Origin of the sequence: Selenomonas sp. oral taxon 920 (assembly GCF_001717585.1) — a bacterium.
In the GTDB taxonomy this organism is placed as follows: domain Bacteria; phylum Bacillota; class Negativicutes; order Selenomonadales; family Selenomonadaceae; genus Centipeda.
Genome location: NZ_CP017042.1, coordinates 781148 through 796740, shown reverse-complemented (window position 1 = coordinate 796740; position 15593 = coordinate 781148). Strand labels below are relative to the sequence as shown.

At 56.3% G+C, this 15593-nt stretch carries 17 protein-coding genes and 5 tRNA genes; 3 read left to right on the top strand and 19 right to left on the bottom strand.

The features are described 5' to 3' along the window. Nucleotides 1-10: 10 nt before the first annotated feature. The 17 genes from BCS37_RS03730 to map all read right to left on the bottom strand — a co-directional run bounded on the left by BCS37_RS03730 (nucleotide 11) and on the right by map (nucleotide 10104). The gene (locus BCS37_RS03730; protein WP_442984039.1) at nucleotides 11-1564 is read right to left on the bottom strand and encodes a ShlB/FhaC/HecB family hemolysin secretion/activation protein; all 1554 of its coding nucleotides are present in this window, start codon (nucleotides 1562-1564) and stop codon (nucleotides 11-13) included. Nucleotides 1565-1866: 302 nt separating this feature from the next. Next, on the bottom strand, nucleotides 1867-2241 hold the full coding sequence (gene rplL / locus BCS37_RS03725) for a 50S ribosomal protein L7/L12 (RefSeq protein WP_069180217.1): 375 nt from the start codon (nucleotides 2239-2241) through the stop codon (nucleotides 1867-1869). Between the two features lie 45 nt (nucleotides 2242-2286). After that, complete coding sequence (rplJ, locus tag BCS37_RS03720; RefSeq protein ID WP_069180216.1) at nucleotides 2287-2823, bottom strand: 50S ribosomal protein L10; 537 nt, start codon at nucleotides 2821-2823, stop codon at nucleotides 2287-2289. A 188-nt stretch (nucleotides 2824-3011) separates the two neighbouring features. Beyond that, a complete protein-coding gene (gene rplA, locus BCS37_RS03715; RefSeq protein WP_069180215.1) occupies nucleotides 3012-3695 on the bottom strand; it encodes a 50S ribosomal protein L1 in 684 nt (227 codons plus the stop codon). A gap of 54 nt (nucleotides 3696-3749) precedes the next feature. Then, nucleotides 3750-4175, bottom strand: a complete 426-nt coding sequence (rplK, locus tag BCS37_RS03710; RefSeq protein WP_006693411.1) for a 50S ribosomal protein L11 — start codon at nucleotides 4173-4175, stop codon at nucleotides 3750-3752. Between the two features lie 40 nt (nucleotides 4176-4215). Further along, nucleotides 4216-4767, bottom strand: a complete 552-nt coding sequence (gene nusG, locus BCS37_RS03705; RefSeq protein ID WP_069180214.1) for a transcription termination/antitermination protein NusG — start codon at nucleotides 4765-4767, stop codon at nucleotides 4216-4218. Between the two features lie 14 nt (nucleotides 4768-4781). After that, a complete protein-coding gene (secE, locus tag BCS37_RS03700) occupies nucleotides 4782-4967 on the bottom strand; it encodes a preprotein translocase subunit SecE (RefSeq protein ID WP_069180213.1) in 186 nt (61 codons plus the stop codon). A gap of 13 nt (nucleotides 4968-4980) precedes the next feature. After that, nucleotides 4981-5130, bottom strand: coding sequence for a 50S ribosomal protein L33 (gene rpmG, locus BCS37_RS03695; RefSeq protein WP_006307107.1), 150 nt, complete (start codon nucleotides 5128-5130; stop codon nucleotides 4981-4983). A 157-nt stretch (nucleotides 5131-5287) separates the two neighbouring features. Next, nucleotides 5288-5364: transfer RNA gene (locus BCS37_RS03690), tRNA-Met, on the bottom strand. Nucleotides 5365-5370: 6 nt separating this feature from the next. Then, a tRNA-Thr gene (locus BCS37_RS03685) sits at nucleotides 5371-5446 on the bottom strand. 9 nt (nucleotides 5447-5455) lie between these two features. Then, nucleotides 5456-5531 (bottom strand) — tRNA-Met (locus tag BCS37_RS03680). A 4-nt stretch (nucleotides 5532-5535) separates the two neighbouring features. Beyond that, nucleotides 5536-5621, bottom strand: a tRNA-Tyr gene (locus tag BCS37_RS03675). A gap of 15 nt (nucleotides 5622-5636) precedes the next feature. Then, a tRNA-Met gene (locus tag BCS37_RS03670) sits at nucleotides 5637-5712 on the bottom strand. A gap of 121 nt (nucleotides 5713-5833) precedes the next feature. Beyond that, on the bottom strand, nucleotides 5834-7096 hold the full coding sequence (gene pfp / locus BCS37_RS03665) for a diphosphate--fructose-6-phosphate 1-phosphotransferase (RefSeq protein ID WP_069180212.1): 1263 nt from the start codon (nucleotides 7094-7096) through the stop codon (nucleotides 5834-5836). Nucleotides 7097-7201: 105 nt separating this feature from the next. Then, the gene (locus BCS37_RS03660; RefSeq protein WP_237142734.1) at nucleotides 7202-7969 is read right to left on the bottom strand and encodes a nuclease-related domain-containing protein; all 768 of its coding nucleotides are present in this window, start codon (nucleotides 7967-7969) and stop codon (nucleotides 7202-7204) included. Next, the gene (locus BCS37_RS03655) at nucleotides 7970-9235 is read right to left on the bottom strand and encodes a DEAD/DEAH box helicase (protein ID WP_069180211.1); all 1266 of its coding nucleotides are present in this window, start codon (nucleotides 9233-9235) and stop codon (nucleotides 7970-7972) included. Continuing rightward, nucleotides 9232-10104, bottom strand: coding sequence for a type I methionyl aminopeptidase (gene map / locus BCS37_RS03650; protein WP_069180210.1), 873 nt, complete (start codon nucleotides 10102-10104; stop codon nucleotides 9232-9234). Before map ends, BCS37_RS03655 begins: the two co-directional genes overlap by 4 nt. Nucleotides 10105-10268: 164 nt before the next feature. Between map and BCS37_RS03645 the strand changes: the two genes are divergently transcribed. Both BCS37_RS03645 and BCS37_RS03640 read left to right on the top strand, forming a co-directional pair. Further along, nucleotides 10269-11114, top strand: a complete 846-nt coding sequence (locus BCS37_RS03645) for a polysaccharide deacetylase family protein (RefSeq protein ID WP_069180209.1) — start codon at nucleotides 10269-10271, stop codon at nucleotides 11112-11114. Nucleotides 11115-11304: 190 nt separating this feature from the next. Beyond that, a complete protein-coding gene (locus BCS37_RS03640) occupies nucleotides 11305-11505 on the top strand; it encodes a hypothetical protein (RefSeq protein ID WP_009441033.1) in 201 nt (66 codons plus the stop codon). Between the two features lie 105 nt (nucleotides 11506-11610). Here BCS37_RS03640 and BCS37_RS03635 read toward each other — a convergent pair whose 3' ends face one another. Then, nucleotides 11611-13065, bottom strand: a complete 1455-nt coding sequence (locus BCS37_RS03635) for a sucrose-6-phosphate hydrolase (protein WP_069180208.1) — start codon at nucleotides 13063-13065, stop codon at nucleotides 11611-11613. A gap of 5 nt (nucleotides 13066-13070) precedes the next feature. Further along, the gene (locus BCS37_RS03630) at nucleotides 13071-14930 is read right to left on the bottom strand and encodes a glucose PTS transporter subunit IIA (protein ID WP_069180207.1); all 1860 of its coding nucleotides are present in this window, start codon (nucleotides 14928-14930) and stop codon (nucleotides 13071-13073) included. Between the two features lie 198 nt (nucleotides 14931-15128). Between BCS37_RS03630 and BCS37_RS03625 the strand changes: the two genes are divergently transcribed. Next, nucleotides 15129-15491, top strand: a complete 363-nt coding sequence (locus tag BCS37_RS03625) for a PTS glucitol/sorbitol transporter subunit IIA (protein WP_069180206.1) — start codon at nucleotides 15129-15131, stop codon at nucleotides 15489-15491. Nucleotides 15492-15593: the final 102 nt, after the last annotated feature.

Below are 15593 nucleotides of genomic sequence, written 5' to 3'. Positions count from 1 at the left end.
TATAACGCCATCAGAAAAACTTGTAAATCTGAAGCCAGAATCGTCCGCTGCGATCCGTATCTGAGACTGCCTCCTCAGAGCCGATCTTCCACGCATAGTATGCGCGTGCCACCCAGTTTGCCTGATTGCTCCAATTCACGCCTACACCTGCACCGTAAAGGCTGCGCCCTGCAGCGCCTGTATATCCCGGCAGCTTGTTGTGATAGAGATTCACATGACCGCCGTCGGCGAATGCAATCAATTGCCATACATTGTCATCACCCTCGCGCGTCGGCAGATTCCAGCGCAGCTCCGATGTCCAGCGCCAGCCGTCGTCGCCTGACGCTTCGCCGACAGGGTAGGCACGTACGCCGTTCGGACCCCCGAGCGAGAATTTCTCCGAGGAATCCAGATTCTTCGTCGCCCACTGCCGCTGATAGCTCAGATAGAGCGAAACGCGCTCACTGATGTGTTGGAGACGTGTCAGTTCGAGATTCCACTTCCCAAATTGCCCCGCCGTCCGCGCCGTTGCCGTATCGTACACACGCTGCATCTCGTCGTCAATGGAGAGATCGCCGTGCGTATAATTCAGTGCAAACGTGTTTTTTCCACCCGTCCAGAAACGGTCCAAACTGTCGCCGTTCACACCAAACACCCAGTTGTGCGCACTCTTTGGGTTGCTGTACGCCATCCCCTTCGCCTCATCTTCGAGACTTTTGAAATCAAAACGAACTGTTCCGTAGATGTTTACATCACGGCTGCGTTTGAAATTGTGCTGCCAGTGAACGCTCACCGTCTCCGCCGTTCCCGTGTAGTCAAGTGCAGAGAATGCGCCGCCGAGTGTGTAATGCGAACGCGCATAGCTGACGCCGATCCGCTCCCCCTGCTTTGCAATCGGTGTTGAGTAGGAGGCCGAGCCCGACCACATGCCGCCGTTTGACAGAACGCCGCCGACAGAGATCAGATCCCCCTCGCGCGCGGGACTGGCATAGTTGACAAAGGCACTGTACTGATAGCGTCCCGTATAGCGGTAGCCCCCGTTATCGATGCCGACATAGCCCCATGTACGATGTCCCTTGTTCTTCACGTTGACGATGAGATCCGTCGTCCCCTGCCGTCTGCCCGCCTTCAGCTGTGTATTTGCCTCCACTCGCGAAAGGTCATTTGTCAGCCAGACACCTCGGTTAAGTGTACTTTTTTTCACAATCTCACCGGAAGAAATACCGATCTCACGTCGGATCGCTTCCTCCTTGAGATAGGACTCGTTGTTCACGATAATCTGATCGTAATGCCCCGGAACGATCGTAAAGTCCACAACGCCGTCCTTGAAGTCCTGCGGCGCAAGATAGGCAAAGGCAACAAAATATCCCTTCGAGCGCAGATACTTCGTGAGCTTGTCCGCCTGTGCCTCAAGTTCCGTAAGCGTTGCATCCTTATGCCTGTGCTCTGCAAGTACGTCCGCCAGCTCCGCCTCCGTCACGGGATTCTCTCCCGAGAACGTATAGCGTGCAACCCAGATGCGCTGCTCAGCGGTCATGTTCGTCTCTGCAGCAAAGGCAGGAGATGCACAGACGGACATTGCCATACAGGAGACAAGAAAGAAGCGCGCGGTATGTCCTCCGACACGCTGCACGCCCATCCTCTTTCCTCTCTTATGTCGTTTCATCCGCATCCGAGCCTCCACACATCTTTTTACTATTACCTTAATGTTATTATCGTTTATCTTTGTCCCCATCTTAACATATATGTGACTTTATTCCTAGACTCATCTGTTCCTTTTGTATGGATTTTATATTTCTAATGTTTCTTTGTATTTCCTCATTCACAGCAAATAAAAACCGCCTCCCCAAACGGGAAAGCGGTTTCTCAAAATCAGTTTCGTCTGAATTACTTCAGCTCGACCGTTGCGCCGGCCTCTTCGAGCTTCTTCTTGAGCTCCTCAGCCTCAGCCTTGCCGACGTTCTCCTTGACCGGCTTCGGTGCGCCGTCAACGAGCTCCTTCGCTTCCTTCAGGCCGAGACCCGTTGCCTCACGGACAGCCTTGATGACATTGATCTTCTTATCGCCTGCGGATGCGAGAACGACCGTGAACTCCGACTTCTCCTCGCCGCCCGCAGCAGCCGGAGCAGCTCCGCCAACCGCAGCAACAGCAACCGGTGCAGCTGCGCTGACACCGAACTTCTCTTCCATAGCCTTGACGAGCTCGGAGAGTTCGAGAACAGTCATGTTCTCAATGGCTTCCAGAATCTGATCCTTGTTCATTATGATATACCTCCAAAATAATGTAATTTCTCTTTGAATATTCCTTTATGCGGATGCCTTCTGCGCACGCACGGCATCAAGCACATAAACGGCATTGCGGATAACGCCCTGAAGCACGTTGACCGTGTTCGAGATCGGCGCATTCATGCTGCCCATGAGCTTTGCGATAAGCTCTTCGCGCGACGGGAGCGACGCAAGCGCCTGCACCTCGTTCGCCTCGATCACCTTGCCCTCAACGGTACCTACCTTGACGGACAGGATCCCCTTCTCATCGAGCTTGTTCTTCTTGATGTAGCCGCAGATGACCTTCGCGGGAGCAACTGCATCCTCTGCCGAGAATGCAAATGCCGTCGTGCCCTCGAGGTGCGGGTCAAGCCCCTCAAGGCCGAGCGCATCAGCTGCGCGGCGTACCATCGTGTTCTTCACAACGTGGTAGGTAACACCTGCAGCACGCAGTTCACGGCGCAGCTCCGTGTCCTGTGCGACCGTAAGACCGCTGTACGTCGTAAAGACTGCACCCTTCGCCGAGGAGAGCTGCTCTTTCAGGTTCTCGACTATGACTTCTTTCTTATGATCTGCCATGTAATCATTTCCCTCCTTTCTTGCCGCCGTTCATCCTGGACGGCTCTTATTCTTTTGAATGAAAAATCTCCGGCTGCTCTACTGCCGGAGATGAATGTTCAAATTCACGTCCGGCCTCGGCAGGCGACATTGTCGTTAGATGCTTGCGCAAACCTGCTGTCTACAGCCCGGGGAAATTCCGCGCACTCTTAGCTGAGTGCAACGGGGACGGCAGGACCCATCGTCGCCACAACGGTGATGGAGCGGATATACTGCCCCTTTGCTGCCGCCGGCTTCACGCGGATAAGCGTGTCGATGACTGCCTGATAGTTCTCGCGGAGCTTGTCCGCGTCAAAGGAGGCCTTCCCGATGGGAACGTGGACGTTGCCCGCCTTGTCCGTGCGGTACTCCACCTGACCTGCCTTGATCTCGGTGATCGCCTTCTTGAGATCCATCGTGACCGTGCCGAGCTTCGGGTTCGGCATGAGTCCGCGGGGACCGAGCACCTTGCCGAGGCGGCCGACCGTGCCCATCATATCGGGCGTTGCGACGGCGACATCGAAATCGAGCCAGCCGCCCTGGATCTTCTGCACGATCTCATCCGAGCCGACAAAGTCCGCCCCTGCGGCCTCTGCCTCTGCAACCTTTTCGCCTTTGGCGAAGACGAGAACGCGCTGGGTCTTGCCCGTGCCGTTCGGCAGGACAAGCGCGCCGCGCACCTGCTGATCCGCATACTTCGGATCGACGCCGAGGCGCACATGCAGTTCGATGGTCTCGTCGAATTTGGCAGTTGCCGTCTTCTTTACGAGCTCCATCGCCTCCTGCGAAGCATAGAGCTTGCCGCTCTCGATGAGCTTCGCAGCGTCTTGGTATTTCTTACCAAACTTTGCCATGAATAACTCCCTTCGTGGTCATAGCGGGCATACGCCCTTCCACTGTATCACAGATTAGTCTGTGATCTCGATTCCCATGCTGCGGGCGGTGCCCTCGATCATGGATGTCGCCGCCTCGATCGATGCGGCATTCAGATCCGGCATCTTGGACTCGGCGATCTCGCGCGCCTTCGAGCGCGGGAGCTTCGCGACCTTCGTCTTGTTCGGCTCGCCCGACGCCTTCTCAATGCCCGCCGCCTTCTTCAGCAGAACTGCTGCAGGAGGGGTCTTCGTGATAAAGGTAAAGGAACGATCCTCAAAGACCGTGATCTCAACCGGAATAATGAGCCCCGCCTGCTTCGCCGTGCGCTCATTGAAGTCCTTGACGAACGCCATGATGTTCACGCCCGCCTGACCAAGCGCAGGTCCTACCGGAGGAGCCGGTGTCGCCTTGCCCGCAGGAACCTGCAGCTTTACGACACGCGCAACCTTCTTTGCCATCGACACATCACCTCCTTTCGGTGCGTATTGTTTTAGGAAATCAAATCAGTTCAACCTGGTCGATCTCCATATCGAAGGGGGTTCCCTCCACGTCGACCTGCACGCGCAGCCCCGACGAATCGATCGATGTGATCTTGCCCGCGTAGTCCTCAAACGCACCCGAGACAATGCGTACAGTATCCCCGACGCTCACTTTCGTACGACGCTTCGGCACACCGCCGGCCGCCCCCGAGAGGATGCGCTCCGCCTCCTCCGCCGTCAGCGGGATCGGGTGCTTCTCCGAGCCGACAAACCCCGTAACGCCGGTCGTATTGCGAACGACGTACCACGAGTGCTCATCGACGATCATGTCAACGAGAACATAGCCGGGAAACACCTTGCGCGGAACAACCTTTTCCTTGCCGTCCTTTATCTCGATCTCATTCTCGACGGGAACGACGACATTGAAGATCATCTCGCTCATGCTCGCTGAGTGCATGAGCCGCTCGAGGTTCGCCTTGACCTTGTTCTCATAGCCTGAATAGGTGTGGATGACATACCAAGCCCGATGCGGGTTTGCCTGTCTGAGATAGAGTTCTTCCTTATCTGCCATGTCCCTCACCCAGTCTAGTAGTGCAGTATGACCTGAAACACACGCGCAAAAATCGTGTCACAGATCCAGATCAGCGCGCAGACAACAACAATGGCGATGCCGACAACGCCCGTATAGGTTGCCAGCTCGCGCTGCGTCGACCACGAGACCTTCTTCATCTCTGCGACAACTTCCCGCAGGAATTTGACTATTTTTTCCATGACTAAAGAGCGCTTACTTCGTCTCTTTGTGCGGCGTGTGCTTGCGGCAGAACTTGCAGTACTTGCTGAACTCCAGACGATCCGGATTGTTCTTCTTGTTCTTGTTCGTGCGATAGTTGCGGCTATGGCACTCCGTGCACTCAAGCGTAATGTTGTTGCGCATGAATATCAACTCTCCTCGTTAGTTGTTGTGAAATCACTCTTACCAATTTATCATACTTGGAAAATGCTGTCAACGTACGCGGCAGATTTTCTCAAGAAAGCACCCCAAAACGCCTTAAAGCATAAAAGAACCCCCGATGCGGGGGTAAAAGCCAAAATGGTGGCGGCACAGAGATTTGAACTCCGGACACTGCGGGTATGAACCGCATGCTCTAGCCAACTGAGCTATGCCGCCGTTATATGGAGCTGATGACCAGGATTGAACTGGTGACCTTATCCTTACCAAGGATACGCTCTGCCGACTGAGCTACACCAGCGCACAGACTTGGTTGCGGGGACAGGACTTGAACCTGTGACCTTCGGGTTATGAGCCCGACGAGCTACCGACTGCTCCACCCCGCGATGGTGGTGGGCAGGGATGGATTCGAACCATCGTAATCCGAAGATGACAGATTTACAGTCTGTTGCCTTTAACCACTCGGCCACCTACCCATAAAGCTATGCAATTGGTTGCGGGGACAGGACTTGAACCTGTGACCTTCGGGTTATGAGCCCGACGAGCTACCGACTGCTCCACCCCGCGACAATATGGCTCGCGCATTTGCGCTAACAATAGGGTATTATACGGCAAAGGAAGTGGCTCGTCAATACCCAAAACACAAAAATGGAGCAGAAAATTTCTGCTCCACCATTTCCTGTCTGTATCACTCCGCCGCGTCACCGTCGAAGAGGTAGGAGTAACGCTCCTTGAACTCCTCGTGCGTCATGCGGTAGGCATTCGCGAGCCCCGGATCGTCGAGATCGCCCTTTTCGAGACGCATCATGAAGCCGCGTGCGATACGGTAGTGCACAGAGTTGATGTTGACCTTGCGCACCTTCGTCTTTCCTGTCTCCGGATCGCGGATCTCATCGAAGCGCATGGGCACCGCCTGGTTGTCCTGGATCGTGATGATCGCACCCGAGTCGCCGCTCATGAGGAATTTCACTGCCGAGTAGCCAAGCGAACGGCAGTAGTCGATGTCGTATGCAATCGGCGCCGTGCAGCGCAGCTCGTAGCCGATTTCCTTGTCAATGACAGAGATGCCGATGCCGAGTTTCTTTGTCTCTGCGAGCACCGCCTGCTTCAGAATTTCGCCGAAGTCGAGCTCGCTGTAGCGGATGTGTCCGTGTTCGTCCGTGACGACATTGCCAAGCTTTGCGAAGTCCTCTTCGGCAATCTTTTCAATGACCCCCTCGGCGATGACGGCAACGCCGTAGTTGCGCCCCGTGAGGTAACGCTTCACGATCGAACCGGTGATGACGTCGACGACCTGCTGCAGCGGAATCTTATCCTGCGCAAACTCCTCGGGGATGATCGTGATCGCCGCGCCTGCGCTGCGGCCCATGCCGAGGGCGAGATGGCCCGCCGTGCGCCCCATCGCAATGGTAAAGTACCAGCGGTTGTTCGTCGTGCTCGCGTCCTCCATGAGGTTCTCGATCTCCATTGTACCGAATGCGCGCGCCGTTTCGAAGCCAAACGTCGGCACTCCCTCGGGCAGCGGCAAATCGTTGTCGATGGTCTTCGGGACGTGAACGACGTTGATCGTGCGCCCCATCTTGCGGGCATATTCAGAAACTGCCATCGAGCTAAACGCCGTATCATCGCCGCCGATGGTGACGACATGGGTTACACCGAGCTCGGTCAGTGTCTCGACGACAGTGCGCAGGTCGGATTCTTTCTTCGTCGGGTTGAAGCGCGACATTTTGAGGATGCAGCCGCCTGTCAGGTGGATACGGCTGATGTTTGCGGGCTCGAGACGCACGTAGTTCTTCTCGCCGCGCGCAAGCCGCGAGAAGCCGTCATAGATGCCGAGCACGTCCCAACCGTGACGCGTCGCCTCGCTGACCACCGCCGAGATGACACTGTTGATGCCGGGCGCAGGGCCGCCCCCGCAGATGATCGCAATGACATTCTTGATCCCAATCATGAATATGCCTCCTCTTTGAAATTGTCTGTACCTTATATAGATTCGACGAAATAAATTATTTTCCTGCTCTCTTCATCACCGATTCAAATCAGCTCGCTCAAAGCATCAAGAATCTCTCGTATGCTCCAGCCACTGCACAAGCCGCAGCACATCGGCATCACTGAGCAGGAAACGTGCCCTATAGTTCAGAATGTAGGAACGCACAGCGTCGCCGCGGTCCGTAAAGTGATCCGAACAACCGTTCAGAATTACATCCGGATTGGTGAAGAATACGATGCCGTCCACCCAAACACGCGTCCCCACGGACTTTAGATAATCTGCCAAGACATGGATCTGCCGCTTCATATGCTTGACGGGATTCCGCATGGAAGAGGAGTAGTCTGTACCGCGCCGCCCCGTCTTTTCCTGCACCCAATCTCCATTGCTCGGTGTGATGGTTCCGTTGTGGTGCTTGGTATTGATGATAAAGACTCCGTTCCGCCCAACCACAACAAGTCCACAATAGGCGCCGGGAACCTGAACGTTGCTCAGGACATGGTAGCTGTCCGGCATCTGCCGCAGGACATCAATTGCCCGTTCCACCCCCTTGTCACCTGAGGCAGACTTCCTGTAGGCGTGCCAAAAGCGCTTGCCGACAAAGCCTGCCGCACCGAAGGCGAGGAGCACAGGAACAGCAGCATCCGTCTGGAGCAGGTGACCGGAGAGGATGTTATTCACCCACCACAGCCATATCAATAAGCACAAGCCGCAAAAGACACCTGCAAGGAGGAGATTCCTCCTCCGCGCCTGTGCAAAGGAGGACTCTCGCGTATGCAGTACTGCCATAACATCATCTACTCTCGCAATCCAAAAGGAAATAATTTCTCTCGCCATTCACCGCTTCCTGCGGCTGCGATGTCCAAGATTTGTAACGGTCTTGCCGGACTTTTTGCTGCGCGGCCTGGGCTTTATTTTTTTCGGCCTTGTCCGCTTCCGCTCATCGCGCTGCACCCGCTGCTGCATCTCAGTCGTCTCCGCCGGACGCGGTTTCTTTTTCACTGCGTCACGGCGCAGCCGCTCTTTGAGTGCAGCTTCCATCTTGCGCAGCTTCTCATGCTGGTGCGCCGCGACAAGTGTGATCGCCTTGCCACGCGCTCCCGCACGTCCGGTACGTCCGATCCGATGAATGTAGTCCGTTACGGTCGGCGGCAGATCGTAGTTATAGACATGGGTCACGCCCTCAATGTCAAGTCCGCGTGCGGCAATGTCTGTGGCACAGAGAATCTGCAGCTTCGCCGCGCGGAACTGACGCAGGACAAAGGCACGCTGTGTCTGCGTGAGATCACCGCTGAGCGCATCGACGAGGTAGCCGCGGTGCGCAAGTTCCATCATAAGGCTGCGCGTGCGCTCCTTCGTTGCACAGAACACCATGGCGAGATACGGTGCCTCCTCGTTGATGGAGGCACAGAGGCGGTCAATCTTCTCCCCTTCGCTCGCGGAAATAACAATCTGTTCAATATTTTCGAGTGTTGTCCGCTCGCCCTCAATATGAATACGTGCGGGGGTTGTCATAAAGTTCTTCGTGAGCTGCACGATGCGTGCGGGCATGGTTGCGGAGAAGAGTGCGAGCTGGTAGTCCTGCGCCGTCCGCCCAAGCAGGGTCTCCACATCCTCGATGAACCCCATCTTAAGCATTTCGTCTGCCTCATCGAGGACGATCTTGTTCACGCTGCCAAGCACGAGTGTCCCGCGCCGCACATGGTCGAGCAGCCGCCCCGGCGTGCCGATAATGAGCTGGGGATGCCGGCGCAGCTTCTCCTTTTGCCGCTCGATGTCTGCACCGCCGTAAATCACGATAGTTCCGATGCCAAGCTCCGTGCCGAGCGGCTCGGCCACGCGCGCAATCTGGATCGCAAGCTCGCGCGTGGGCGCAATGACAAGTGCCTGCGCGACCTCGCCCTGCGGCTTGATCTTCTCGATCAGAGGCAGGAGAAAGGCCAGCGTCTTACCCGTTCCTGTCTGTGCCTGTGCAATGACGTCCCGTCCCGCGCGCATGGGCGGAATTGCCTGCTCCTGCACTGGGGTCGGCGCGGTAATCCCCTGTTTTTTCAGCAGTGCAACAAGAGTCTCCGAGACACCGAGCTGATCGAACCGGGTCATGATGAAAGAACCTCTGCGCCCGTCTCCGTGATGAGGATGGTCTTTTCCCACTGCGCCGAGAGCGTACGGTCCTTCGTGCGCACCGTCCATCCATCGTCTGCGTCCACGGTGACATCGTAGTCGCCCGCGTTAATCATCGGCTCGACCGTGAACACCATACCGGGCACCATGAGCATGCCCGTGCCCGCCTCGCCCTCATGCGGAACAAACGGCTCCATGTGGAAATCCTTGCCGACACCGTGCCCGCCGAGTGCCGTGACGACAGAGTAGCCGTTCGCGTGCGCCCAGTCGCCGCACGCTGCACTCACATCGCCGAGGAAATGCCACGGACGCGCCGCTGCAATGCCGCGCTCCATGCACTCCTTCGTCACACGCACGAGCCGCTCTGCCGCAGCGGGCACCTTGCCAACGAGGTACATGCGCGAGGCATCTGCATAGTAGCCTCCGAGGATGACCGTTGAGTCAACGTTGACGATGTCACCCTCCTTCAGCACATCCGTCTTCGACGGAATGCCGTGACAGACTACGTTATTGATCGAGGTGCAGATGCTCTTCGGGAATCCCTCAAACCCGAGACAGGCGGGAATCCCGCCGCGCTCCACGATGTAGTCATGTGCCGCGCGGTCGAGCGTCTCCGTATCCACACCGGGACGCACGAGCGTATCCATGAGATCGAGCACCCCATCGTTGATGACCGCAGCTCTCCGGATACCTTCGATATCCGCCGCATTGTTGATGATCTTGCGCGGCGGGCGCACCTGTCCCTTGATGACATCATATCGAATGGATGCAATGCGCTCGTCAAAGTCCGCATGACATTTCTTGTATTTCTTGCCGCTGCCGCACCAGCATAAATCGTTTCGATTCATTCCTTCGCCCCTTTATCTATTGTTGTCACCTCTGCATTATAGCCCGAAAATCCTTTTAAATCAAAATTTTTTCATCATGCACAGCCGAAATGGAATGCTTGACATCCCGCAATCTATGGGCTACACTTGTCGCGGTATTGATTTTAATAAAGAAGGTAATTGACGTGAAATTCTCGCGCAAGCGGCTGCTGCTTTCCCTGCTCACAATCGTCGGGCTCCTCTTCCTCGCCGGGGTCATGCTCATGCGCACCGCACCGGGCGTCCCTGTCCTAAACTATCATCAGGTCGAGGAGAAGGACGGCAACCCGCTCACACTCTGGCCAGACCAGTTTGAGGCGCAGATGGAATATCTCGCTGCCGAGGGCTATACGACGATCACGATCGACGAGATGATGGATGCCCTCGAAAATGGAACACCCCTGCCCGAAAAGCCTGTCATCATCACATTCGACGACGGTTATGCGGACAACTACGAATACGCCTACCCCATTTTAAAAAAATATGGGTTCAAGGCAACCATCTTCCTTATCTATGATTTTACAAACACCTACCCAAATTATCTGACTTGGGAACAAATCAACGAGATGAAAGCGTCGGGACTCATCCACTTCGAGAGCCACACGATGACGCACGCGAATCTCGCTGAGCTCACATCGACAGACGAATTGCGCCACGAGATTGCGGACTCACATGACCTCCTCTCGGAAAAGCTCGGCTATGATATGCACTACATCGCCTACCCCGGCGGGCGCGTCAATGAGGAGATCGAGGAGATTACGCGCGCTGCCGGATATCGCGGGGGCTTTACCGTGCATTACGGACTCTCAACGCCAGAGGAAGGACGCTATCAAATGGATCGCATCCCTATCTTCGGAGCAAATATGCACACGCTCACGCGCTTCAAGCTTCGCCTCGCCTTTGCCCCGCTCATCGCTCCACTCGAGGATCTGCGTCTCACACTGCGTTCCTGCGGATTTACTGCACTTGCTAACTATATGCTTATTCCTTGATGTTTTGCGAATATGGTGCGCCGCCAGAAGTTGTAAACAAACTCATCGTCTTGTTGCTTTTCTCTTTGAATTTCAAGGCGTTTGCAGCGAATACGGTATTTTTGCGAAAAATCTGTAAAAGAAGCGGGACAGCATCCAAAAAATATGCTATAATACATCCATTGGTTATTGTGTTTAAGGAGGGCTTTTCATGGATTTTGAAGCACTGGTCAAGGCGAAATTTGATGAAGCATATGCGGCGTCGGAACATCCGAAGAAATTCTTCCTCACGGAGAACGGCCGCGGTGTCGTCGATGGCGGTGAGATGTACAACGCTCTGCTCCACGATGTGCTCGACGTTGTGCAGAAAGCAATGGTCGGCATTCTGAAGGACAGCCATCATACACACTGACACACATACGGAACGAACCGCTGTGCAATTGCCGCGCAGCGGTTTTTTTGCGGAAAGGCAGACAAAAGGAGCGACCGCGAAAATGCGATCGCTCCTCTATCGTATTCAGATTGTCTCGTAGTGAAACGGCTCAAGCTCCCAGAGCACACCCGAGAGGAGCCGCATGTCAACATCGGAGAAGACGCGCAGCATGGGGCGGATGTTCTTCTCCGGGAAGATGGCAATCGTCGCCGTCTCCTCCCCGTGCTGGAAGAACGCCTCCACCGCGCCGTGATCGACGTACATCCGCAGAGAGAGCGTCTCCTCGGCATAGAGTTTGAATACGCGCTTGCCGCGCCCGCCGAGCTTCATGCCCGTACGGTCGATGGTCATAACCTGCTCCAGACGATTGTAGCGAAACACGAGCTTTTCGAGGCCAAAGACCAGTTCCACAGAGACGCTGTATGCCTCCCCCATTGTCAGATCGAGGATGAACTCTGTGAGGTCGTAGAGTGTGGCGGAGAACTCGCTCTCCCCCTCCGCCTCGAGCGCACGCTCGGTCTCGCGGTGGCGCAGTGCCTTCAGTTCGCGTACGGGCTCGGAGAAGATATGCCCCTGCCGGAGTGTCAGAACGCGCGGCAGCGTCAGGCTGTGCATCCAGCCCTCCTCGCGCGTCGGGTACTCGTCCTCGCGGTCGGGCATCCCCATCCAGCCGATGAGGATGTGCCGCCCCTCGTGCGTCAGGATCTGCGGCGCATAGAAGTCGAAGCCATGATCGAGCTCCTTGAACCGCCCGTGCATGAGCATCTCCATTGCATCCATCGAGGCGTGTCCCGCGATGTAGCCCGCCTGATAGACGTTCTGACGGTCGTAGGCACGCGCCTCCACCCCCTGCGGACAGAACACGAGAACATCGCAGTCGCCGAACGAGAGGAGATTCGGGCACTCCCACATATAGCCGAAGTCCTTCAGCTGCGTGCAGAGTTCCCCGAGACACTCCCAACGGATGGGCGCCTCGCGGTAGACGAGCACGCAGCCGCGCTCGTCTGCCGTCTGCGCACCGATGACGAGGTGACGCACGCCGCGCCAGTCAAAGAGATAGGGATCGCGGAAATGCGCTGTAAATCCCGCAGGCGGGCCGTCGATAATGATCTCCTCTTTTTTGACCGCGCCCGCAGCTTTGGTAAACGTGCCGAACCGCTGCACAGAGCTGCGGTTGCCCTGCTCGTCCTTTGCATTGCAGGTGTAGAGAACGCGCAGACGCCCGTCCTCCTCCGTACCGCAGCCCGAGTAGCAGCCGTCCTTATCGTGCTCGTCCGTCGGCCAGAGCGCAAGCTGCGGAACCGCATACGTGCAGAAGTCGCGCGTTTTTGTATGCGCCCACGACTTGTTTTTATGTGCGCAGCCGAACGGATTCCACTGGCAGAAGATATGGTATGCGCCGTTATGGTAGGTCATCCCGTTCGGATCGTTGATGAGGCCGAACGGCATTTCGAGATGAAAGCGGTTGTGCCAGCGGTGCGTAAAGGGGAATCCCTCCGCAAGCCGCGCATCGATTGCCCGCTTGTCAAAATTCTCCACAGTACTCACTCCTCTGGACGGAAGAAGGTGAAGGTCAGACCGAATGCAACGCCGAAGCCGACCGCGTTGACGAGAACGTACTCAGCGAGGTGGTCAAGGTAGAGCAGCGTGCCCGGCAGAACCGTGATGCCCATGCCCGTGCCCGCGAGATGCAGGAATCCCGCAATCGCGCCCGCACACGCACCGCCGACGAGGCCGTAGATGAACGGCTTCATAAAGCGCAGATTGATACCGAAGATCGCCGGCTCCGTTATGCCGAGGAACGCGGGAACCGCCGAGGAGATGTAGAGGGCACGTTTCTTCGCATCGTGCGTACGCGCCGCGACAGCAACCGCAGCGCCGCCCTGCGCGACAATGGCGCCCGTGATGATCGCGTTGAACGGGTCGAGCCCCGTCGATGCGAGCAGCTGTACCTCGAGCGCGTTGAATACGTGGTGCACGCCGAACACGACGATGACCTGATGTACGCCGCCAACGATGAAGCCGCCGATGCCGTACGGGAGTTCAAGGAAGGCACGCACCGCACCAAAGATGCCGATCTCAAGCGTGTGCATGATGGGTCCGATGATGAGCAGACCGAGCAGCATCGAGACGAACAGCGTCAGGAACGGTGTCACGATGAGGTCTATAATGTCAGGCACAAAGGTCTTGAACCACTTTTGCAGCCGCGCGGCAAAGATACCAAGCACAAGTGCGGGCAGAACGGAGCCCTGATAGCCGACAACGGGGATTGGAATGCCGAAAATATCCATGGAGAGAGGAACGGCATCACCCGCCGCAATCGCATACGCATTCGGCAGCTGCGGTGCAACGAGCATGAGTCCGAGAACAATACCGATGACAGGTGTGCCGCCGAATCTGTTCATCGTCGACCAGCACACGAGCGCGGGCAGGAAGGCAAACGCCGTATCCGTGAGGATCTGACTCATGCGGAGCAGGTTGTCGCTCATCTCAACGCCGAGACTCTGCGCCGCACCGCGCAGTCCCATGAAAAGACCGGTGGCAACGAGCACGGGGATAATCGGAACAAAGACATCGCCGAGCGTGCGCGAGACTTTCTGCAGCGGCGTCATCTGATCGTACGCCTCCTGCTTGCTGTTCACAGCCCCCACGAGGTTCGTACCCGCAACAAAGGCATCGAACACCTTGTCAACAAAGCCTGTGCCAAGGATGATCTGATACTGTGCGGCAGCAAAGAACTGCCCCTTCACCCCGTCGATGTTCTCGATCGCCTTCTCGTCGATGATCGACTTGTCGTTTACGATGAGGCGCAGACGCGTCGCACAGTGCTCAGCACTGCGCACATTCCCAGTGCCGCCGACGTACTTCCAGATGAGCTTTGCGACGCGCTCCTCCTTCGGCAGGTTTGGATCGATATCATCCTCCGCCGAAAGTGCTGCTGCAGGTCCTTCCTCGACAGGCTCATCGCCGCCCGAGGAAATCTCCGCATCGCCCAGTGCGAACGTGATCTTCCCGTAATCTGCCGCATTTGTCACGAGCACGGGGGTTGTCGTTTCATACCCCTCCGCGCGGATCGCCTCGGGATCGAACTCGAGCAGCAGCTGTCCGCGCTTCACTGTATCGCCCTGTGCGACATGTGCCGTGAAATGCTTGCCCTCGAGCTTGACCGTATCCACGCCGACGTGGATGAGGAGATCCACCCCATCCGCCGAATGAATGCCGATCGCGTGCTTGGAGCCAAAGAGCACCGTGACCTCACCGTCCACCGGCGAGACAACACGCCCCTCAGGCTCTGCAATCGCCGCACCGCGCCCCATCGCACCGCTCGCAAACGCCGGATCTGTCACCTCCGAGAGCGGAATCAACCGCCCCTTCAGCGGGCTGTCCAAACGAATGTCCTGCATATGAAGTCCCCCTATAAAATGATGACACTAGAGTCTTCCCATATATTTACGGATTCCCTTGCGTCAAAGTGTACTAATTTCCTTTTCACTTGTCAATGCAGGAAGATACGAAAAGATTTTACAATAGATGGCGCTTGTGGTAGAATAATTTTAAGAAATCATTGGGAAATTCGGATTGCGATCCGGGGAGGCATTACAATGAGTGTAAAATACGAAGTTACGGTCACGGCCATCGGCAAGCTGGCGCGCAAATTCCTCGAGACGAACAGCAGCGTCATCCTGCTCGACGAGGGCGCACATCCGAATCTCGCCGAGATGGTTATTGAGCATACGCCGTACGAGCTGACAGCAGACATTGCCGCCGGTGACACCCTCACGGTCGGCAAGCAGAAATACAAGGTCGTGCGCGTTGGCGAGAACGCGAACGACACGATTCGTGAGAGCGGACACTGCACCCTCCTCTTCAACGCGAAGGGCTCTATGCCCGGGCAGATCGAGGTTGAGGGCGGCATTGCCCCTTCCCTCTCACAGGGTCTGAAATTCTCCTTTGCAGCGAAATAAAAACAACCGCCACGAAACTGAGCCAGCCACAGGATGTTATGCGGCTGGCTTTTTTGTATCCTTGTTTTTAGAATTTTTTCCTATATAATGGCAAAAACCGAA

Bases quoted from the DNA above. Each gene is read 5' to 3' on its own strand.
- BCS37_RS03730 (WP_442984039.1), bottom strand. From the start codon at position 1,564: ATGGCAATGTCCGTCTGTGCATCTCCTGCCTTTGCTGCAGAGACGAAC.
- rplL (WP_069180217.1), bottom strand. From the start codon at position 2,241: ATGAACAAGGATCAGATTCTGGAAGCCATTGAGAACATGACTGTTCTC.
- rplJ (WP_069180216.1), bottom strand. From the start codon at position 2,823: ATGGCAGATCATAAGAAAGAAGTCATAGTCGAGAACCTGAAAGAGCAG.
- rplA (WP_069180215.1), bottom strand. From the start codon at position 3,695: ATGGCAAAGTTTGGTAAGAAATACCAAGACGCTGCGAAGCTCATCGAG.
- rplK (WP_006693411.1), bottom strand. From the start codon at position 4,175: ATGGCAAAGAAGGTTGCGCGTGTCGTAAAGCTGCAGGTTCCTGCGGGC.
- nusG (WP_069180214.1), bottom strand. From the start codon at position 4,767: ATGGCAGATAAGGAAGAACTCTATCTCAGACAGGCAAACCCGCATCGG.
- secE (WP_069180213.1), bottom strand. From the start codon at position 4,967: ATGGAAAAAATAGTCAAATTCCTGCGGGAAGTTGTCGCAGAGATGAAG.
- rpmG (WP_006307107.1), bottom strand. From the start codon at position 5,130: ATGCGCAACAACATTACGCTTGAGTGCACGGAGTGCCATAGCCGCAAC.
- pfp (WP_069180212.1), bottom strand. From the start codon at position 7,096: ATGATTGGGATCAAGAATGTCATTGCGATCATCTGCGGGGGCGGCCCT.
- BCS37_RS03660 (WP_237142734.1), bottom strand. From the start codon at position 7,969: ATGGCGAGAGAAATTATTTCCTTTTGGATTGCGAGAGTAGATGATGTT.
- BCS37_RS03655 (WP_069180211.1), bottom strand. From the start codon at position 9,235: ATGACCCGGTTCGATCAGCTCGGTGTCTCGGAGACTCTTGTTGCACTG.
- map (WP_069180210.1), bottom strand. From the start codon at position 10,104: ATGAATCGAAACGATTTATGCTGGTGCGGCAGCGGCAAGAAATACAAG.
- BCS37_RS03640 (WP_009441033.1), top strand. From the start codon at position 11,305: ATGGATTTTGAAGCACTGGTCAAGGCGAAATTTGATGAAGCATATGCG.
- BCS37_RS03630 (WP_069180207.1), bottom strand. From the start codon at position 14,930: ATGCAGGACATTCGTTTGGACAGCCCGCTGAAGGGGCGGTTGATTCCG.
- BCS37_RS03625 (WP_069180206.1), top strand. From the start codon at position 15,129: ATGAGTGTAAAATACGAAGTTACGGTCACGGCCATCGGCAAGCTGGCG.